Raw genomic sequence first — 15356 nt, 5'->3', positions numbered from 1 at the left:
AGCTGCCGCCGGAGTTCGCCTTGCCAGCCACTGGCCACGCAGCGCCGCCGCCTCGCACGCACGAAGGCAGCGAGCAGGACACAAAATAGCACTTTAGGGGCAGTGGGGGAGAGGACGCTCCGGGGACTGTCATCTCGGAATTATCCCTTAACATAATGCAACTTATAAGTTGAATCGTGGAGTTGTACTAAGTACACCCCTTCACGCTTTATCGCTACGCTTTTAGCACTTTTACTATATCATTTTATAAACCAGGTAGTACCCGAATCTTCTACAGTAAGGAGAAAGAAATTATTATTTTTCTTACTAGGTGTCGATTTTTAACAGCAAACCGCTTTCTTGCACCAATTATCCGGAGTCTCCCTTCGGACTCGCTCTCGCTACCTCCTATTTGCATCCCTGTGATTCCTGTGCTGGACAGCCATTTGGGCATGTCTTAGTAGGCTCTTGTTGCCTACGTTGACCAGAAAGAAGAATTTCTTTTCATCAAACTATAAATCAAATACCCTCACGATGAATAATCGTTTTCATTTTCAATCAAGACTAAGCATCGTCGCCAGTTTACTTGCACTGAGTGGATTGCTAGGCTGTTCAAAAGAAGTAGATCCAAAAGGACCAACTCAAGATGAAGCGTTGACTCCTTTTCAAAAAACTGAGCTACGAGTAGCGTTTGCAAAGGCCATGGCTAAAGCGGTTTCTAATAAAGAAACAAGACAAATTATTAAAAATCAATCAGCCAGGCAGTTCGATAAAGATTATGATGTTCTGTTTAGTCAAATTAAGGATATTAGTATAGGAAATCATAAAACTATATATTCTTATATAGATTCTATTTCTCATTCAAGTGTTCCACTATCTCGAATTGCAACCAATATCCCGCTTCTAAACTTCTATGTTCCAAAATTCCCAGGTGAGGACTGGGATGCAGCGACTCAAATTCCGTTGATTGCGGTACGTGATACCGAGAATAAGCTCATTGCCTTCAATCAAAATGGTGAGCAATTTGAACTAGATCCTAAAGAGCAGCCAAATATTCCAATCATAGTCATAAAAGATAATGAGCGAGTAATTGCTTTAAATAAGAGAGCGTCAAGTCAAAACTATGGAGACTTGGTATTTGCTGATGGAAACATTAATTACTATTTTTTAGATAACGAGTATAATGGAATGTTAGCTAATATAGCTAACCGTAAAGTTGGATTATATGACCCAACTGCTCCAGATGTCAAAGTACAGCAAGCATTCCGAATTGGAGATAATTGCCAAACTTGTGCGCAGCGAGATTGGATTTACTATAACATAGATGTGTCTAATGGCCAACGAGAGGGTTCATTGAATTCTAATTTTGAGGAAGCAATAACTGCTATGCGCTTCGAAAATATTGGTGGCTTTGAAACAATCGGAGGATGGGATGAGGGGAATTATGAATTTTGGATCAATGGCTTTTTTGGTGGATCTTCTCCTACTACACTAACACCAAGGCTCAAAAATTTAACTATTACTGCTGATAATCTATTCTCATATCATACTGAAAGAAGAAGAAATAGAATTTTTGGCATTGGCTACAGTTCATATACTGTAAAAGTAATTGATGGTGTTAAAGACTATACATTTACTGCGCCAGTTAAATTTGTTCCGTGGGATATGAAAAAATACGGAGATACTTGGGCAATGACTCTAGAGGAATATGACCCTACGGTCACAGAGAAAAAGACCTATAAACATACTACAACAGTAGGCACTAACTGGAAGTTTGATGCAAGTGCAGGCACAGATGTAAAAGTAGGTGGTTCATTAGGCGGTAGCACTACAACTGAAAGAGAGTATACGACCGAATACGAATCTCAAACTGGAAATGACCGCCTCGGTGATGTAGTTGTTTCATTCAATTCTCCTGTTATAACTCGACTTCAAGGAGGAGAGCTTGTTTGGCTTGAGCCAAATACAGTATGGACTAACGAATTGACTACAGGAACAGCAGTTCTTTCCTTTGAAACAGTAAGAGTTAGATAATATACACATAGAGCGATTCATAGTAATATTATTACTATGAATCGCTCTATTAAACATAAAAACCATGGCGAGATATATAATTTTTTTTCAAATTATAGCGATGGCAATTGTTTTTTTCTTGCTAACAGCTTGCAAGAAGGATGACACAAGCCCAGCAGGTTATTTAACTATATCATTTACTCCAATTATAAATAGTCAAATACCAGAAAGTTATTATTGCTATATTTATACAGAAGAAAGCTATCAAAATAATATTTCACTTGATAAAAAGTATATTCCTGATCTTTACGTCAACAAAGATGGATTAGTAAAAATTACTTTTAATTATCTAAATACTGGCAATTATATTTTTTCATATTATGTAAATAAGAATCTAACAACTCACAGTGTTCAAGTCACAGCTCAAAAATCATCTATTTATAATTTTTGATTTATTCGTGACGAATCAAAAATTATAGACTAAATTGACAAAATAAAATTTGATTAGTGCTTGGCATCCATGCGTCGATTATGCCGTCAATTGTACTATTCCCAAAAACCTGGACAGTTTAGGAGGCATTTGTTAAGCAAATAGGTGGGGGGCTGAAGGCAGATTTTTGAGCGTAGATTTGCGCTTTTCGCTAGCCACTTTTGATTGCGTTAAGGTGCGTGTAATACTATCGGGTTTCCGATGCTCTTACGCCGATTTTGCACCTTATCACGAGCGACAGGACCATTTGGCCACGGACTCGGAGGTTTTACCCTATTTGTTTAACAACACCCAGTGAACCGCATTGGCAACCAATGCTTGGACTGCAGTATCCTGAGTAGCGGGCCACTGGCCTACGACACGATTCAGTTCAACGAAACCATCATCCGACGCCGCAAATGGGGGGGGGCCTTATGGGCGGCGTAACGGCCCGATTCTACCGCCTAGGCAAGGAACGGCTCAATTTGAGCCTGTACTACACGCAAGGGCTCACTGATATGCTACTCATACCCGTCGAGTACCGCTTCAATTCACAACGGGGCAAAAGTACGCTGCACGTGCGTGGCTCCGGGCTTAGCGCAACCCTAGGCATTCCGCTCCGACTCAAAACGTTTAAGGGGTCACCACCGGGTCGATGACGCCGTTCAACTGGAATGAATAAAAACGAATAGAGGTATTTCTTCCTATCGGGCGGATTTACACGCTAAGCCCCTTTCTGATAAGGGGCTTAGCGTGTAAATCCGCCCGATAGGAAGAAGAAGGCCAAGAAGTACCCCGGCTACTGCTCTGGTTCGGCAGGAGACGCTGGCACGTAAGCCGGGAAAAAGTATTGGCTCGTCTTCCGCGCTTGCTTGGTGGCACCCATCTCCTTGCGGAATTTCTCAATCCGCCCCCGGTAGTAGTTCCGCTCCCGGCCCACCTCCTGCGCCACGCGCAGCAGCTGGTCATATTTGTCCTGCGGCACCTGGGAGAAGAGTCCCATCAGCGCCTGCGTCAGCAGCACGAGCACCAGGGGCAACACGGCTACCAGAGCGGCCGCTTTCCAGTTGGTGAAGCCCATTACCTCCCCCACGATGGGCACCTGACGGGGAAAGCCGGTTTGAATCGTTTGCAGCTGCTGCACCTGGGCGGCGGTTTCCTTTACCCCCTGGGCCAACGTGTCCCGCATGGTGGCCGTGGCCTCGCTCATAATGCGCGCCGTTTCCGTATTGCTGGGCATATAAGGCACGATCAGCCTGGCTGCGGCCTCCCCATTGAGCGTAATGCGGTAGCCCTGCTGGGCCTGGCTCAGCAGCTGCTCGCCCTGGGCCTTGACCTGCTCCAGTAGCTGCTGTAGCTCGGCGGCCGTGGCCGGCTTACCGCGCTTGATGAGCGTATCAATCCCGTCGCGCATCTGGGCTACGGTCACAAACAGGTCACTGGGGGCAATCGGCTGCATCACAAAAGGGAAAAGAAAAGAACTACATCTCTAGGCCCCCGCTCTGCTCGCGGCCGGGGGTTCGTTGTCTGGTGGGGGTGTGCGTTGGCTGGCGGGCCATTTCCTGCGCCTGCTGGGCAAACAAGCGATTCAGGGCCTCGGCGGAGTAGCCCTGTGCGGCCTGACTCACCACCTGGGCCAGTTCCGGGGCCTGCGTCTGGTGCTGGGCAAAGGTCTTCTGCAGGTTGCCGGCGCTGAAGGCCTTGCCCACCTCGCTGCCCTTCATCTGGTGCCCGTCTTTCTCAAATACCACCCCGTACACCGCCGGGCCAGCCTTTTTCTGGTGCACACTCGTCTTGACCTCGATGCCGTAAGCAGCCAGCCGGGTTTGCAGCTGCGCGAAGCTGGCCGAGTAGGGCGCGGTTTGCCCTAGGGCCGTGGCCACCTCGTGGCGCGCCCGCTGCCAATCGGCGGCACGCGCTCCCTTGGGGGTCGTGGCCACCGCCTGCCGGTGGGTGGGGCCGACCTCGCGGGCCTGCTCGCGGCCGCGCTGCTCGGCCACCGTCAGGCCCAGCTGTTGCTCGATGTCCTGGCACACGCGCCGGCTCTGCTGGCCGATGAAGTTGTCAGCAATTGTCTGCCCGTTGTTGTCCACCCGGTTCACCACCAGGTGCGCGTGCGGGTGCTTCTTGTCGAAGTGCTGCACCAGCGCCCACTGCGTGTTTTCCAGCTGCATGTCCCGCACATACGCCCGTCCGGCTTCCCGTAGCAACTCGCTCAGTTGCTCGGCACTCCGACCACTGGCGTCCTCGGCCGGCAGCGCCAGAGCCACGTGCAGCACCGCGTTGCCTAGCCCCGGCCGCTGCCCCTGCTGAAACTGGAAGTCTTGCGCCATGTGGGCCGCGCTGTCCGTGCGTACGCCCTCGGCATCGAGCACCCGCGCCTGCCGGTCCTCCTGCAGCACGTAGCGGCAGATGCCCGGGAAGCTCTTGCCAATTTTCACCTTGCCGATCATGGGGCCGTCGGGAGAAGGGTAGTGAGCACCTGCTGCACCTGCTGCAGCGTGGCCCGGGCCTGCGCCTGCACGTCCTGGCCCACCCGAGTCTGCACCACCAATTGATTCAGGTTGGTGGCCAGCTTCACCAGCTGCCGGTACTGCTCCCGCTGCTCGGCCGTGGGCGCGGCCTGCAGCACCTGCACCCCGTCGAGCGCCTGCCGGATGATGGCCGACCGGCTCAGGCCCGTTTGCTGGGCCTGCTCACTCACCCGCGCCAGTTGCCGCTGGTCCAGCCGCAGTTGAATGGTCGCGTCATGGGGAGATGCGGCTTTAGGCCGGCCGGGAGCCCGTTGCTTTTTAGCAGGTTCAGGAGTAGAGGTTGGCACCGACATAGGCTAGAAAAATGGGCAAGAATTAGGGCTCCCCGCAGGGGCAAGAAGAGGAAGGCCAAAGGCCGACCGGGGTTTTTGCACAGCAAAAACACTTCTTGCTTACCCTCCAGAACGGCCCGGGACTACGCCTCAAGGTACGATTCTACCGCTACCTGTGCAAGCTAGCTGCTACCTGTGCACTACCTCAGGGGCTGCTCTCCCCACTGCCCAACGGCTCCCTTATTCAATGCGGACACAGTTGCACTCGGGACACCTCTTGGCCAACGCGGCGACGGCCTCCGGTAGCACCGGATTATACGCCAGTGGTCCTTGATACCTGGCTGTTCGCCACGGCTCCTTCTGCTTGCCTGGTTCCGTCATCGCCCAGAAGTCAGCGGCTAATCGGCGCTCCAGGCCCTGCGGAGTGTAGGGGTCTACCCGGTAGAATTTGACCAGGATAGTGCCGAGGGGAGTGTGATGCAAGCGAAACATGTGGTCAGCCATTGCCCGAAAGTAACAGCGCTGCCTTCGGCAAGTATACCGGCGCACTGCCTGGCCCAAAGTAGCACATAAGCTCAACAGTTCAGTCTATAAGACTTTGAATATCAGTAATATATAGTTTATTGAATGCGCGCAAATTACTGGCTTCTAGGACTTTGCTGATTTTGCTTTGTTCGCGCCCCTGTACTCCTGACCAGTCCCTAAAAGCTCTTTTTTTCCTCGCGCGAACACCAATTGGTGTATTTGTAAACCTTTGTTCTATTTGTAGGGGTCTATATATAGCTGACAATCAGTAAAATACGCAACTCAAAAAAGACTTTTAGTGGGTTTAAAAAGACTTTTAGTGGGTTTAAAAAGACTTTTAGTGGGTTTAAAAAGACTTTTAGTGGGTTTAAAAAAGACTTTTAGTGGGTTTAAAAAGACATACTAAACAGACTGTTTATTTTGATTGTCTTTTTTATCGTATAATTGCCCATGTATCAAATAAGTAGCTCCTAACCATGAGTAGGGAATTAGAAATACGTCAACACAATGCTTTGACTAGTGCTCGTTACGATTATACCGAGTTACAGCAAGACCTAATGTTCTTTATCATATCCAAACTCAGACCGGATAATAAGGATAGCTATTCATTGAGCATAATGGAGTTATCTAGGTTGACGGGCAAAAAATATAATGCGGCTTATCTCCACAAAGCCACTGCCGATATGGGTTCTCGTGTGCTGGAGGTATTGACTGAAAAGAGCTACAAGCAGATTTGGATGTTTCAGCAGGTAGAGTATCATTTAGGTAAAGGAATCATTGAATTTGACCTCACTAAACATATTCTACCTTACCTATTCGACCTCAAAGACAACTTTACCTCATATGAGCTAGCTGCTGCATTACGCCTTACTAGCAAGTACGCCAAGCGCATTTATCCCCTTTGCAGCCAATGGAAAGACCTAGGTGAAACCAAGAAATATGACCTTCAGGACTTTAAAAAGATGCTTGGTCTCCTAGACGACAAAGGCAACGAAAAAATGAAGCAAATCAATGAGTTACGTGGAAAAGTGTTAGATATTGCCGTTAAGCAAATCAACGAGCATACTGAGTTACACGTCAGCTACAAGCTAGAGAAGGTTGGTCGTAGCTTCAAAAACATCATTTTCACCGTCAAACCGCAAGCTCTGGCCGACCCCATTCCCTTCGACTTGGTGGCCACTACTCAGCCACTACCTGGCGTGCAGCAAAGTCACTACGATAACGCCGCCCGCATCCTCGACGAGCTGCGCATCACCGACGCCAGGCACCGCCAAACCATTCTCTCCAGCGCCGCCCACGTGGCCGAAGTCAACCGCTACAACCACGACCTGAAAACGGGCAAGGTCAAAGCCAGCCGCAATCCGGGCGGGCTGCTGCTCGTGCGCCTGGGCCTGGTCGCGGCTAAAGCTCCCAAACCTACCCCCGCCTAATTCCCCCTCTACTCATGGCCACTGCCCTCACTTCCCCGGATGCTATCCCTGCTTTGCGCTGGGGACAACTCACCTACTACTCGCCGGCTGACATCAAGCGCTGGGGCGTGCAGCGCTTCCTCGACACCGTAGCCCCGGCCGCCCCCCTGCCTATCCCCGACTTGGGCTTCACCGAGGAGGAGAACAAGCGCATGGACGAGCTATTGCAGCAAGAACGCCAAGACGCCGCCCGTGGTCTTTGATACCAACATCGTGATTGCCCACCTGCGCCGGCAACAGCAACTCCCGCTGCGGGCCGTATTGCCCTTTGCCGTCGTGGGGGAGCTGGAAGCCTTCGCCCTCAAAGCGGATTGGGGCTATCAAAAGGTCGCCTTCCTACGGCAGTTGCTGGAGCGTTACCCCCTGGTCGGCTTCGTGCCCGAGTTGGCCAGCCTCTACGCCCGCCTCGATGCCTACAGTCAGGGCCGCTTGCGGGGCCAGCCACTACCCTCGGGCCTCACTGCCCGCAACATGGGCAAGAATGACCTCTGGATTGCCGCCACGGCCCTCTATTTGGACTTGCCGCTGCATACCACCGACAACGACTTTGATCACCTGCCGGCCCTGGGCTTAGTGCTGGTCAAAGAGCCTGTGTAGGTCCTGGGGGCAATCGCAGCTAAATCAGCCGAAAAACGGCCCGCTACCGGCACTTCTGCCGCGCTGGCACCGTACGTATACCCCGGGCTCCGATCGTGCCACCAGGGGCCGGATTATCGCCGTGCACCTGCGCGCCTACGCCCGCCGCTACCAGATTATCCGCTACCAGGTCTTTGATGACTTCGTCCCGGCCCTGCCGACCCCGGCTTTTTCCTGACCACTTCCTCCCCGATGATGGCCCGCAAATCTCCCCCAACCGACAACTACCCGCCCGATCCACGGCTGGCGACCCCACAAGCGCGGGCCTTCGCCGCTCACTGCCTGCAGCAGTTGGTGCTGCGCGGCCAGCTGCCGCCGGAGTTCGCCTTGCCAGCCACTGGCCACGCAGCGCCGCCGCCTCGCACGCACGAAGGCAGCGAGCAGGACACAAAATAGCACTTTAGGGGCAGTGGGGGAGAGGACGCTCCGGGGACCCCTATCTGGGTTTTGTCCCTTAACATAATGTAGCTTATACCCGCCATCTGAGGAAAGTTGTATGTTTTGACTATTCAATTGCATTGCCCTTTATATAAAATAAAGTATTTCACCTATATTCGATTCGTAGGGCTACCATTATCTTTCCACTCTTTCCTTTCAATTCACAACATGAAATCCATCTTACTCTCCATTGCCACCCTCCTAGGGTTAATCTTTAGCTCATCCTCTGCTTCAGCGCAGACATTCATCATTTATGGACAGCCTGCGCTTGTACGTGGAGATGGCACTGTAAATTGTGCTGACAACGATCAAGTCTGTGTAAAAGGCAAATTTGCTGTTAAAGCAAGAGTAGCTGCCTCCGCGTCAGAGCAAACATCATCGACTTCCCTTTCAGCTTCTGCCCCGTCCGTCGGCCAAGCCGAAGCGCTTGATGTAGTGGTTTTTACTGCCAATGGTCCTATCAGCTTTGATGCTCAACCAGACTATAAAGTATTGGTCGACAAACAAGGAAAAAAAACCTACCAGTTCAAGAGAATTAGTCCGAAAAGACGTGTGATCTACGCCGAATAAACACAGCAACAATGTGGTAGCCCTATTTTGTGATCACTTCTAAAAAAAATAAAATGAATTTAAAGTCTCTTTTTTTAATACTGCCTTTTTTGTTGTTTATTCACTTTGAGTCATTTGCGTATAAAAAAAATACATATCCAAATGATTTAATCATAACACTTAATCCAAATGATTGCATAAGCTGCAGTTCATCTCTTAAAATACTATCTAATGTAATATTGAATAAAAAGGTATTAGTTGTACTTCCTTATATGAAAAAAGACCAAGGATTTACCTTAGCAGATAGGGCATTTGGAGCAAAAATCAAGTATGACTTAATATGCTCTGATTCGATATATAGAAAATATTCGCCAGATAATATTTCATCTATTATAATTATCAAAGAAGACGAAATAGTCAAGCGACTATCTATTAATGTAATCGGAGAAAATTGGAAATTTAGTGATATAAATTCATCTTATTTAACAAATAAAAAAGTTAATTTAACTACAGATAAATTAAAATGGAGCAAAAATACTAATATATATCCTACATCTAAAGATTTATTAGTATTTGATCCTGAAAAAAATATCATAATCAGTTACTCTATAAACGATTTAGTTAACAACTATACCACAAAAAAACACACAAAATGGACACCAGACGATATTTCTTATAAATTTTGGTACCAGACATATTTTGGGGATACTATAGGGTTATCAAAATCATATAGCCTATACCCCACTTTAAAGAAAATAGGTAGAGGCAATGCACACATAACTAATATAACTTGCACTCCTGAATTAGAATACGCAACTATTACATTACAATGGGCGCACGCTTCTGTTGAAGGAGATGACAGTAAGGCAATAGGTGTTAGAATGATATATATATATACTAAATTTGATAATGGCATTCCTTTTTTATTTATGTCTAAGAACAAGGAGAGAGCGGACTCTTCAGGATATTCGATATCCGCAAGCAATATATATTGGAATAACGATAGCACTTTCATGACAGCATTAAAACCCGATGAAAATCTTCTAATCCAACATAAAGTTGTTAAAAACCTAGCAATAGGAACTTTTACGAACAGAAAAAACCAGATATTTTGGCATAAATCTATTTCTAATATTCCTTGGCCCACACCTCAATTTAGAGATCAAAAGTTAGTAGGTGATTACGGCATACTAGTTCCAGATTTTTTTTACCAGAAACCATACGTGTTTTATCAAGCTGCTAATGAAATTATAGATATAAATACTGGAGAAAAATTTACTTTCCCCAATTTTACAGACAAAAAAAACGACTTCAACATAAGACTAAATCATAACTTAACTGTTCTTGATTTTGAAATAAAATCAGTAAGTAAAACAAAAAATAACCATATAGCATGCATAGTTAGACAAGGAGATAATGTTCATCTTTTACTACTAGATAACTACTTATCGTTACAATGTGATTTTTTACTGTCTAAAAATGAAAAAAGCAAAAAATGGACAATAGATGGAAATGGAAACCTGTTTTCATTAGACATCGATAATGGCGATTTCACATACAGCAATATATATTAGATATTGCTGTATTATATTTACAATAAATACAGTGTAGTATTGCCGCGTTATGTTAGTACACTATACCTATACCATATATATTCATCTTCGATAGATGAGAAGCTCCAATAATTCAAACAAGCCATGTTATAAAATCTAACTCAAGTTTGCTATACAAAGTATTTCACCTATATTCGATTCGTAGGGCTACCATTATCTTTCCACTCTTTCCTTTCAATTCACAACATGAAATCCATCTTACTCTCCATTGCCACCCTCTTAGGGTTAATCTTTAGCTCATCCTCTGCTTCAGCACAAGTAGTATTATACGGTCGTCCAGGCACGTATCACCCTAATGGCGATATCAGCTGTGCTGATAATGATAGAACATGTGCTAGGATCGGATCAGTAAAGGCAAGAGTAGCAGCCCCCGCATCAGAGCAAACATCATTGACTTCCCTTTCAGCTTCTGCCCCGTCCGTCGGCCAAGCCGAAGCGCTTGATGTAGTGGTTTTTACTGCCAATGGTCCTATCAGCTTTGATGCTCAACCAGACTATAAAGTATTGGTCGACAAACAAGGAAAAAAAACCTACCAGTTCAAGAGAATTAGTCCGAAAAGACGTGTGATCTACGCCGAATAAACACAGCAACAATGTGGTAGCCCTATTTTTATTTTTTTTTCATGTTTAAGATTAATTAGAAGCACCAATAAGTGTGGAATTAGTACTAGGGTCACATATGGGTGTCGTTGAAGAGGTTTTTTTTGCAACGGGGCAGATTTACACGTTAAGCCCACTTAGCGAAAAGGGTGGTTCAAAAACAGACGAAAAAGGCTGATTCCAAGGCGTACAGGGAGTATGACTCTTTATCAAGAAGGAATTCCTGCTTGATAGATAATTTGCATAATCCGCAACTGATACAGCATAAATGAGAATTTCGAGCCTTACCGTGTAAACCCGCCCCTATTGCAACAAGCCCCCTACTATCCCCCTTTGACAACACCCCTACATCCGCCCCATTGCAAGAACGCCCCCTATTTTCGCTCTGCAGCAGAAGATACCGTCGCAGGCGCATAAGGGGGAAAGGACTGCTTGGTCAGCTTGCGCATTTCTTTCGTAGTGCCCATCTCTTGGTGAAACCGTCGGATTTGGCCCCGATAGAAGTCCCGCTCGGCTGTGATTTGCTGCGCGGTTGTCTGCAACTGGTCATGCTGTTCCTGCGACACGCCGGAAAATGCCCCACCCAGCCACAGTGCCAGCAGCAGCAGCAGCACTGGCCCCACCACCAGGCCCGTCGGCCAGCGCCAGCCCCGGAGAAAATCTACCGGCACTGACCGGGGCATCTGCTGGGCGGCCGCCGTCAGTACCTCTGTGGCGGCCGTCAGCTGGCGCGTACTCTCCAGCACGCTGGCCGTGATCTGTTGCGTGCTGGCCTGCGTACCGGCTGCAATAGCCGCCTCAATCTGCCGGGCCGCCTGCTGGCCGGCCTGCTCCAGCGTGGCGGGCGTAGGCAGCAGCGGCAACAGCTGCGGCACGAGCTGCTGGGCCACCTGCTCGGCTGACAACGTGACGGTTGGCCGGCTTGTGGCCTCGACCGTGGCCACAAGCGCCTGCAGGTCCGCCATGCTCACCGGTTTGCCGCGTTGCAGCAGCACGTCCAGCGCCTCGCGGATCTCACCGATGTTGCTGTATAGATCAGAAGCAGAACTCATTGTGAAGGGGTAAGTAGGAAAGAGGAAAGTAGAAATCCGGTTACAGCTCGTTGCCCTCGTCCCGGCTGCGGTCCGGGAGAATAGTTCGTTGGAGTGCGGGACGGGTTTGGCGTGCCGTTTCCTGGGCGCGCTCCTGCGCCTGGCGGGCCTGCTCCTGGAACTGGCGGTTCAGCGCCTCCGCCCCGTAGGCCTGCGCTGCCTGCTCGGCCTGCGCTGTCAGCGACGGGGCCTGCGCCTGGTGCTGGGCAAAGCCCTGCTGCAGCTTGCCGGCGCTGTACTCCCTGGCCACCTCGCTGCCCTTGAACCGGTGCCCGTTCTTCTCGAACACCACTCCGTACACCTGCGGCCCGTCCTTCTTCTGGTGCGTGCTCGGCTGCACCTGCACCCCGTGCCGGTGTAGCTTGGCTTGCAGTTCGTCCCAGCTGCCCACGTAGGGCGCCGTATGTTTCAGCGCGTTGGCCACCGCGTGGCGCGCCCGTTGCCAATCCGCATCCCGTTGGGCCTTCGGCGTCTGGGCCGTCGCCTGCCGGTGGGTGGGCTCGGCCACCTCCCGCGCCTGCGTCCGGCCCCGCTGCTCGGCCACCGTCAGCCCCAGCTGCTGCTCCAGCCGCTGGCACACGCGCCGGCTTTCCTGCCCAATGAAGTTGTCGGCTATCGTCTGCCCGGCATTATCTACCCGGTTCGCTACCAGGTGCGCGTGTGGGTGAGCCTTATCGAAATGCTGCACCAGCACCCACTGCGTGTTCTCCAGCTGCATCGCCCGCACGTACGCCCGCCCGGCCTCCCGTAGCAACTCGCTCAGCTGCTCGGCACTCCGACCAATGGCGTCCTCGGCCGGCAGCGCCAGTGCCACGTGCAGCACCGCGTTGCCCAGCCCCGGCCGCTGCCCCTGCTGAAACTGGAAGTCCTGCGCCATGTGGGCCGCGCTGTCCGTGCGCACGCCCTCCGCATCGAGCACCTGCGCCTGCTTGTCCTCCTGCAGCACGTAGCGGCAGATGCCGCTGAAGCTCTTGCCGATTTTCACCTTCCCGATCATACCGCGCCCTGGTGGAGGGTGGCCAGCAGCTGCTGCACCTGGTCGAGCGTGGTCCGCGCCTGCTGCTGCACGTCCTGGCCTACCCGGGCCAGCACCACCAACTGATTCAGGTTGGTGGCCAGCTTCACCAGTTGCCGGTACTGCTCCCGCTGCTCGGCTGTGGGCGCGGCCTGTAACACCTGCACCCCATCAAGCGCCGCCCGGATGATGGCCGACCGGCTCAGGCCCGTTTGCTGAGCTTGCTTTGTTACCTGCGCCAGCTGTCGCTGGTCCAGCCGCAATTGAATGGTGGCATTGTGAGGAGCTGCCGCTTTAGGCCGGCCAGGAGCCCGCTGCTTTTTGGCAGGTGCGGGGCTGGGAACAGGAGCTGTCATAAGCTAGAAAGGAGGGGTGTGACTAGGGCTCCCCGCAGGGGCAAGAAGAGGGAGGCCAGCGGCCGACCGGGGTTTTTGCAAAGCAAAAACACTTCTTGCTTACCATACAGAACGGCCCGGGACCGCGCCTCAAGGTACGATTCTACCGCTACCTGTGCAAGCTAGCTGCTACCTGTGCATTACCTCAGGGGCTGCTCTCCCCACTGCCCAACGGCTTCCTTATTCAATGCGGACACAGTTGCACTCGGGACACCTCTTGGCCAACGCGGCGACGGCCTCCGGTAGCACCGGATTATACGCCAGTGGTCCTTGGTACCTGGCTGTTCGCCACGGCTCCTTCTGCTTGCCTGGTTCCGTCATCGCCCAGAAGTCAGCGGCTAATCGGCGCTCTAGGCCCTCAGGGGTGTAGGGTTCTACCCGGTAGAATTTGACCAGGATAGTGCCGAGGGGAGTGTGATGCAAGCGAAACGTGTGGTCAGCCATTGCCCGAAAGTAACAGCGCTGCCTTCGGCAAGTATACCGGCGCACTGCCTAGCCCAAAGTAGCACATAAGCTCAACAGTTAAGTCTATAATGCTTTGAATATCAGCAATATATAGTTTATTGAATGCGCGCAAATTACTGGCTTCTAGGACTTTGCTGATTTTGCTTTGTTCGCGCCCCTATACTCCTGACCAGTCCCTAAAAGCTCTTTTTTTCCTCGCGCGAACACCAATTGGTGTATTTGTAAACCTTTGTTCTATTTGTAGAGAGAAAATAAATGCCAGTAAATCGCTGAAAATCAGTAATTTGTGAGCAAAAAAAATGGTTGAAATGGGAGGTTTAATCCGTGAAATGGGAGGTTTAATCCGTGAAATGGGAGGTTTAATCCGTGAAATGGGAGGTTTAATCCGTGAAATGAGGAGGTTTAATCCGTGAAATAGGAGGTCTAACAAGGATACTCCCCTTTTATACTCCTTTTATCGTACATTTGCTCTATGAATCAGCCGCTTATCACAGAATTAGAAATACGTCAGAGTAATGCTTTGGCTAATGCTCGCTTTGAGTATAGCGAGCTGCAGCTGGACTTGTTTTTCTTCATGCTTTCTAGGCTAAGAAAGAACCAAGAATCATTGACTTACCAGCTGAATATTAAAGAGTTATCTGCGCTTACAGGCAAGCAGTATCATCTACCATATCTCTTACTTGCCACTGAAGGTATGATGTCACGTGTTTTTTCAGTGACAACAGAAAAAAGCATAAAGCAACTATCTATGTTTCAGAGAATTGAATATCTAACAGGTACTGGAATCATCGAATTTGAGCTTACTCAGCACATTCTACCGCACTTATTTCACCTTAAAGACAACTTTACTAGCTTCGGACTTGCCGCTGCTCTCCGTCTCACCAGCAAGTATGCAAAGCGCATTTATCCGCTTTGCAGCCAATGGAAAGACCTGGGCGAAACCAAGAAATACGACCTCCAGGAGTTCAAAAAGATGCTTGGTCTACTTGATGCCAAGGGCAATGAAAAGCTAAAATTATTCAAGGATTTCCGCGTAAACGTATTGGATGTAACTGTAAAACAAATCAATGAGCACACTGAATTGTGTGTTAGCTACAAACTGGAGAAAGTTGGTCGGAGCGTCAAAAACATCATTTTCACCGTCAAACCGCAGGCTCTGGCTGAAACCATTCCCTTCGACTTGGTGGCCACTACTCAGCCACTACCTGGCGTGCAGCAAAGTCACTACGATAACGCCGCCCGCATCCTCGACGAGCTGCGCATCACCGACGCCAGGCACCGCCAAACCATTCT

The 15356-nt window shown here is 49.8% G+C and carries 16 protein-coding genes; 10 read left to right on the top strand and 6 right to left on the bottom strand.

Annotated features, from left to right (window positions below; all coding sequences use genetic code 11):
- Window positions 1-513 precede the first annotated feature (513 nt).
- Both KLP40_RS20740 and KLP40_RS20735 read left to right on the top strand, forming a co-directional pair.
- Window positions 514-2013, top strand: a complete 1500-nt coding sequence (locus tag KLP40_RS20740) for a hypothetical protein (protein ID WP_215595755.1) — start codon at window positions 514-516, stop codon at window positions 2011-2013.
- A gap of 64 nt (window positions 2014-2077) precedes the next feature.
- Window positions 2078-2443, top strand: a complete 366-nt coding sequence (locus tag KLP40_RS20735; RefSeq protein WP_215595754.1) for a hypothetical protein — start codon at window positions 2078-2080, stop codon at window positions 2441-2443.
- Between the two features lie 817 nt (window positions 2444-3260).
- On the opposite strand, the gene KLP40_RS20730 is transcribed toward KLP40_RS20735, so the two are convergent.
- The 3 genes from KLP40_RS20730 to KLP40_RS20720 are packed head-to-tail and all read right to left on the bottom strand — an operon-like array spanning window position 3261 to window position 5288.
- The gene (locus tag KLP40_RS20730; protein ID WP_215595753.1) at window positions 3261-3920 is read right to left on the bottom strand and encodes a hypothetical protein; all 660 of its coding nucleotides are present in this window, start codon (window positions 3918-3920) and stop codon (window positions 3261-3263) included.
- Between the two features lie 22 nt (window positions 3921-3942).
- Complete coding sequence (locus KLP40_RS20725; RefSeq protein ID WP_215595752.1) at window positions 3943-4914, bottom strand: relaxase/mobilization nuclease domain-containing protein; 972 nt, start codon at window positions 4912-4914, stop codon at window positions 3943-3945.
- Window positions 4911-5288, bottom strand: coding sequence for a ribbon-helix-helix domain-containing protein (locus KLP40_RS20720; RefSeq protein ID WP_215595751.1), 378 nt, complete (start codon window positions 5286-5288; stop codon window positions 4911-4913). Before KLP40_RS20720 ends, KLP40_RS20725 begins: the two co-directional genes overlap by 4 nt.
- A gap of 980 nt (window positions 5289-6268) precedes the next feature.
- Here KLP40_RS20720 and KLP40_RS20715 point away from each other — a divergent pair.
- From KLP40_RS20715 to KLP40_RS20685, 7 genes are all read left to right on the top strand, one after another.
- Window positions 6269-7222, top strand: coding sequence for a replication initiation protein (locus tag KLP40_RS20715; RefSeq protein ID WP_215595750.1), 954 nt, complete (start codon window positions 6269-6271; stop codon window positions 7220-7222).
- A gap of 14 nt (window positions 7223-7236) precedes the next feature.
- Window positions 7237-7464: a hypothetical protein gene (locus tag KLP40_RS20710; RefSeq protein WP_246559068.1), complete on the top strand. Its 228-nt coding sequence runs from the start codon at window positions 7237-7239 to the stop codon at window positions 7462-7464.
- A complete protein-coding gene (locus KLP40_RS20705; protein ID WP_215595749.1) occupies window positions 7454-7858 on the top strand; it encodes a PIN domain-containing protein in 405 nt (134 codons plus the stop codon). Before KLP40_RS20710 ends, KLP40_RS20705 begins: the two co-directional genes overlap by 11 nt.
- A gap of 231 nt (window positions 7859-8089) precedes the next feature.
- Window positions 8090-8293 carry a hypothetical protein gene (locus KLP40_RS20700; RefSeq protein WP_215595748.1) on the top strand — a complete coding sequence of 68 codons (204 nt, stop codon included), beginning with the start codon at window positions 8090-8092 and terminating at the stop codon, window positions 8291-8293.
- 210 nt (window positions 8294-8503) lie between these two features.
- Window positions 8504-8905 carry a hypothetical protein gene (locus KLP40_RS20695; protein ID WP_215595747.1) on the top strand — a complete coding sequence of 134 codons (402 nt, stop codon included), beginning with the start codon at window positions 8504-8506 and terminating at the stop codon, window positions 8903-8905.
- Window positions 8906-9156: 251 nt separating this feature from the next.
- Window positions 9157-10458: a hypothetical protein gene (locus tag KLP40_RS20690; protein WP_215595746.1), complete on the top strand. Its 1302-nt coding sequence runs from the start codon at window positions 9157-9159 to the stop codon at window positions 10456-10458.
- Window positions 10459-10683: 225 nt separating this feature from the next.
- Window positions 10684-11079 carry a hypothetical protein gene (locus tag KLP40_RS20685; RefSeq protein WP_215595745.1) on the top strand — a complete coding sequence of 132 codons (396 nt, stop codon included), beginning with the start codon at window positions 10684-10686 and terminating at the stop codon, window positions 11077-11079.
- A gap of 392 nt (window positions 11080-11471) precedes the next feature.
- Here the strand turns inward: KLP40_RS20685 and KLP40_RS20680 are convergent, their stop codons facing one another.
- Genes KLP40_RS20680 through KLP40_RS20670 form a run of 3 tightly spaced genes read right to left on the bottom strand, consistent with a single transcriptional unit; the run spans window position 11472 to window position 13559 of the window.
- Entirely contained in the window at window positions 11472-12149 is a 678-nt protein-coding gene (locus KLP40_RS20680) for a hypothetical protein (protein ID WP_215595744.1), read from the bottom strand.
- A 40-nt stretch (window positions 12150-12189) separates the two neighbouring features.
- Entirely contained in the window at window positions 12190-13185 is a 996-nt protein-coding gene (locus KLP40_RS20675) for a relaxase/mobilization nuclease domain-containing protein (RefSeq protein WP_215595743.1), read from the bottom strand.
- Entirely contained in the window at window positions 13182-13559 is a 378-nt protein-coding gene (locus tag KLP40_RS20670; protein ID WP_215595742.1) for a ribbon-helix-helix domain-containing protein, read from the bottom strand. The genes KLP40_RS20675 and KLP40_RS20670 overlap by 4 nt, the downstream gene beginning before the upstream one ends.
- A 976-nt stretch (window positions 13560-14535) precedes the next feature.
- On the opposite strand from KLP40_RS20670, the gene KLP40_RS20665 reads away from it, so the two are divergent.
- The coding region (locus KLP40_RS20665; RefSeq protein WP_215595741.1) for a replication initiation protein at window positions 14536-15356 on the top strand (821 nt) is incomplete at its 3' end.

The organism is Hymenobacter piscis (assembly GCF_018760735.1).
Lineage (GTDB): Bacteria > Bacteroidota > Bacteroidia > Cytophagales > Hymenobacteraceae > Hymenobacter > Hymenobacter piscis.
Note: the sequence above shows the minus strand (reverse complement) of the source record. Positions and strands in the feature narration are given on the sequence as shown.

Coding starts and splice junctions, on each gene's coding strand:
- KLP40_RS20700 (WP_215595748.1), top strand. CDS start 8,090: ATGATGGCCCGCAAATCTCCCCCAACCGACAACTACCCGCCCGATCCA.
- KLP40_RS20715 (WP_215595750.1), top strand. CDS start 6,269: ATGAGTAGGGAATTAGAAATACGTCAACACAATGCTTTGACTAGTGCT.
- KLP40_RS20725 (WP_215595752.1), bottom strand. CDS start 4,914: ATGATCGGCAAGGTGAAAATTGGCAAGAGCTTCCCGGGCATCTGCCGC.
- KLP40_RS20695 (WP_215595747.1), top strand. CDS start 8,504: ATGAAATCCATCTTACTCTCCATTGCCACCCTCCTAGGGTTAATCTTT.
- KLP40_RS20670 (WP_215595742.1), bottom strand. CDS start 13,559: ATGACAGCTCCTGTTCCCAGCCCCGCACCTGCCAAAAAGCAGCGGGCT.
- KLP40_RS20720 (WP_215595751.1), bottom strand. CDS start 5,288: ATGTCGGTGCCAACCTCTACTCCTGAACCTGCTAAAAAGCAACGGGCT.
- KLP40_RS20710 (WP_246559068.1), top strand. CDS start 7,237: ATGGCCACTGCCCTCACTTCCCCGGATGCTATCCCTGCTTTGCGCTGG.
- KLP40_RS20690 (WP_215595746.1), top strand. CDS start 9,157: ATGAAAAAAGACCAAGGATTTACCTTAGCAGATAGGGCATTTGGAGCA.
- KLP40_RS20730 (WP_215595753.1), bottom strand. CDS start 3,920: ATGCAGCCGATTGCCCCCAGTGACCTGTTTGTGACCGTAGCCCAGATG.
- KLP40_RS20740 (WP_215595755.1), top strand. CDS start 514: ATGAATAATCGTTTTCATTTTCAATCAAGACTAAGCATCGTCGCCAGT.
- KLP40_RS20680 (WP_215595744.1), bottom strand. CDS start 12,149: ATGAGTTCTGCTTCTGATCTATACAGCAACATCGGTGAGATCCGCGAG.
- KLP40_RS20685 (WP_215595745.1), top strand. CDS start 10,684: ATGAAATCCATCTTACTCTCCATTGCCACCCTCTTAGGGTTAATCTTT.
- KLP40_RS20675 (WP_215595743.1), bottom strand. CDS start 13,185: ATGATCGGGAAGGTGAAAATCGGCAAGAGCTTCAGCGGCATCTGCCGC.
- KLP40_RS20735 (WP_215595754.1), top strand. CDS start 2,078: ATGGCGAGATATATAATTTTTTTTCAAATTATAGCGATGGCAATTGTT.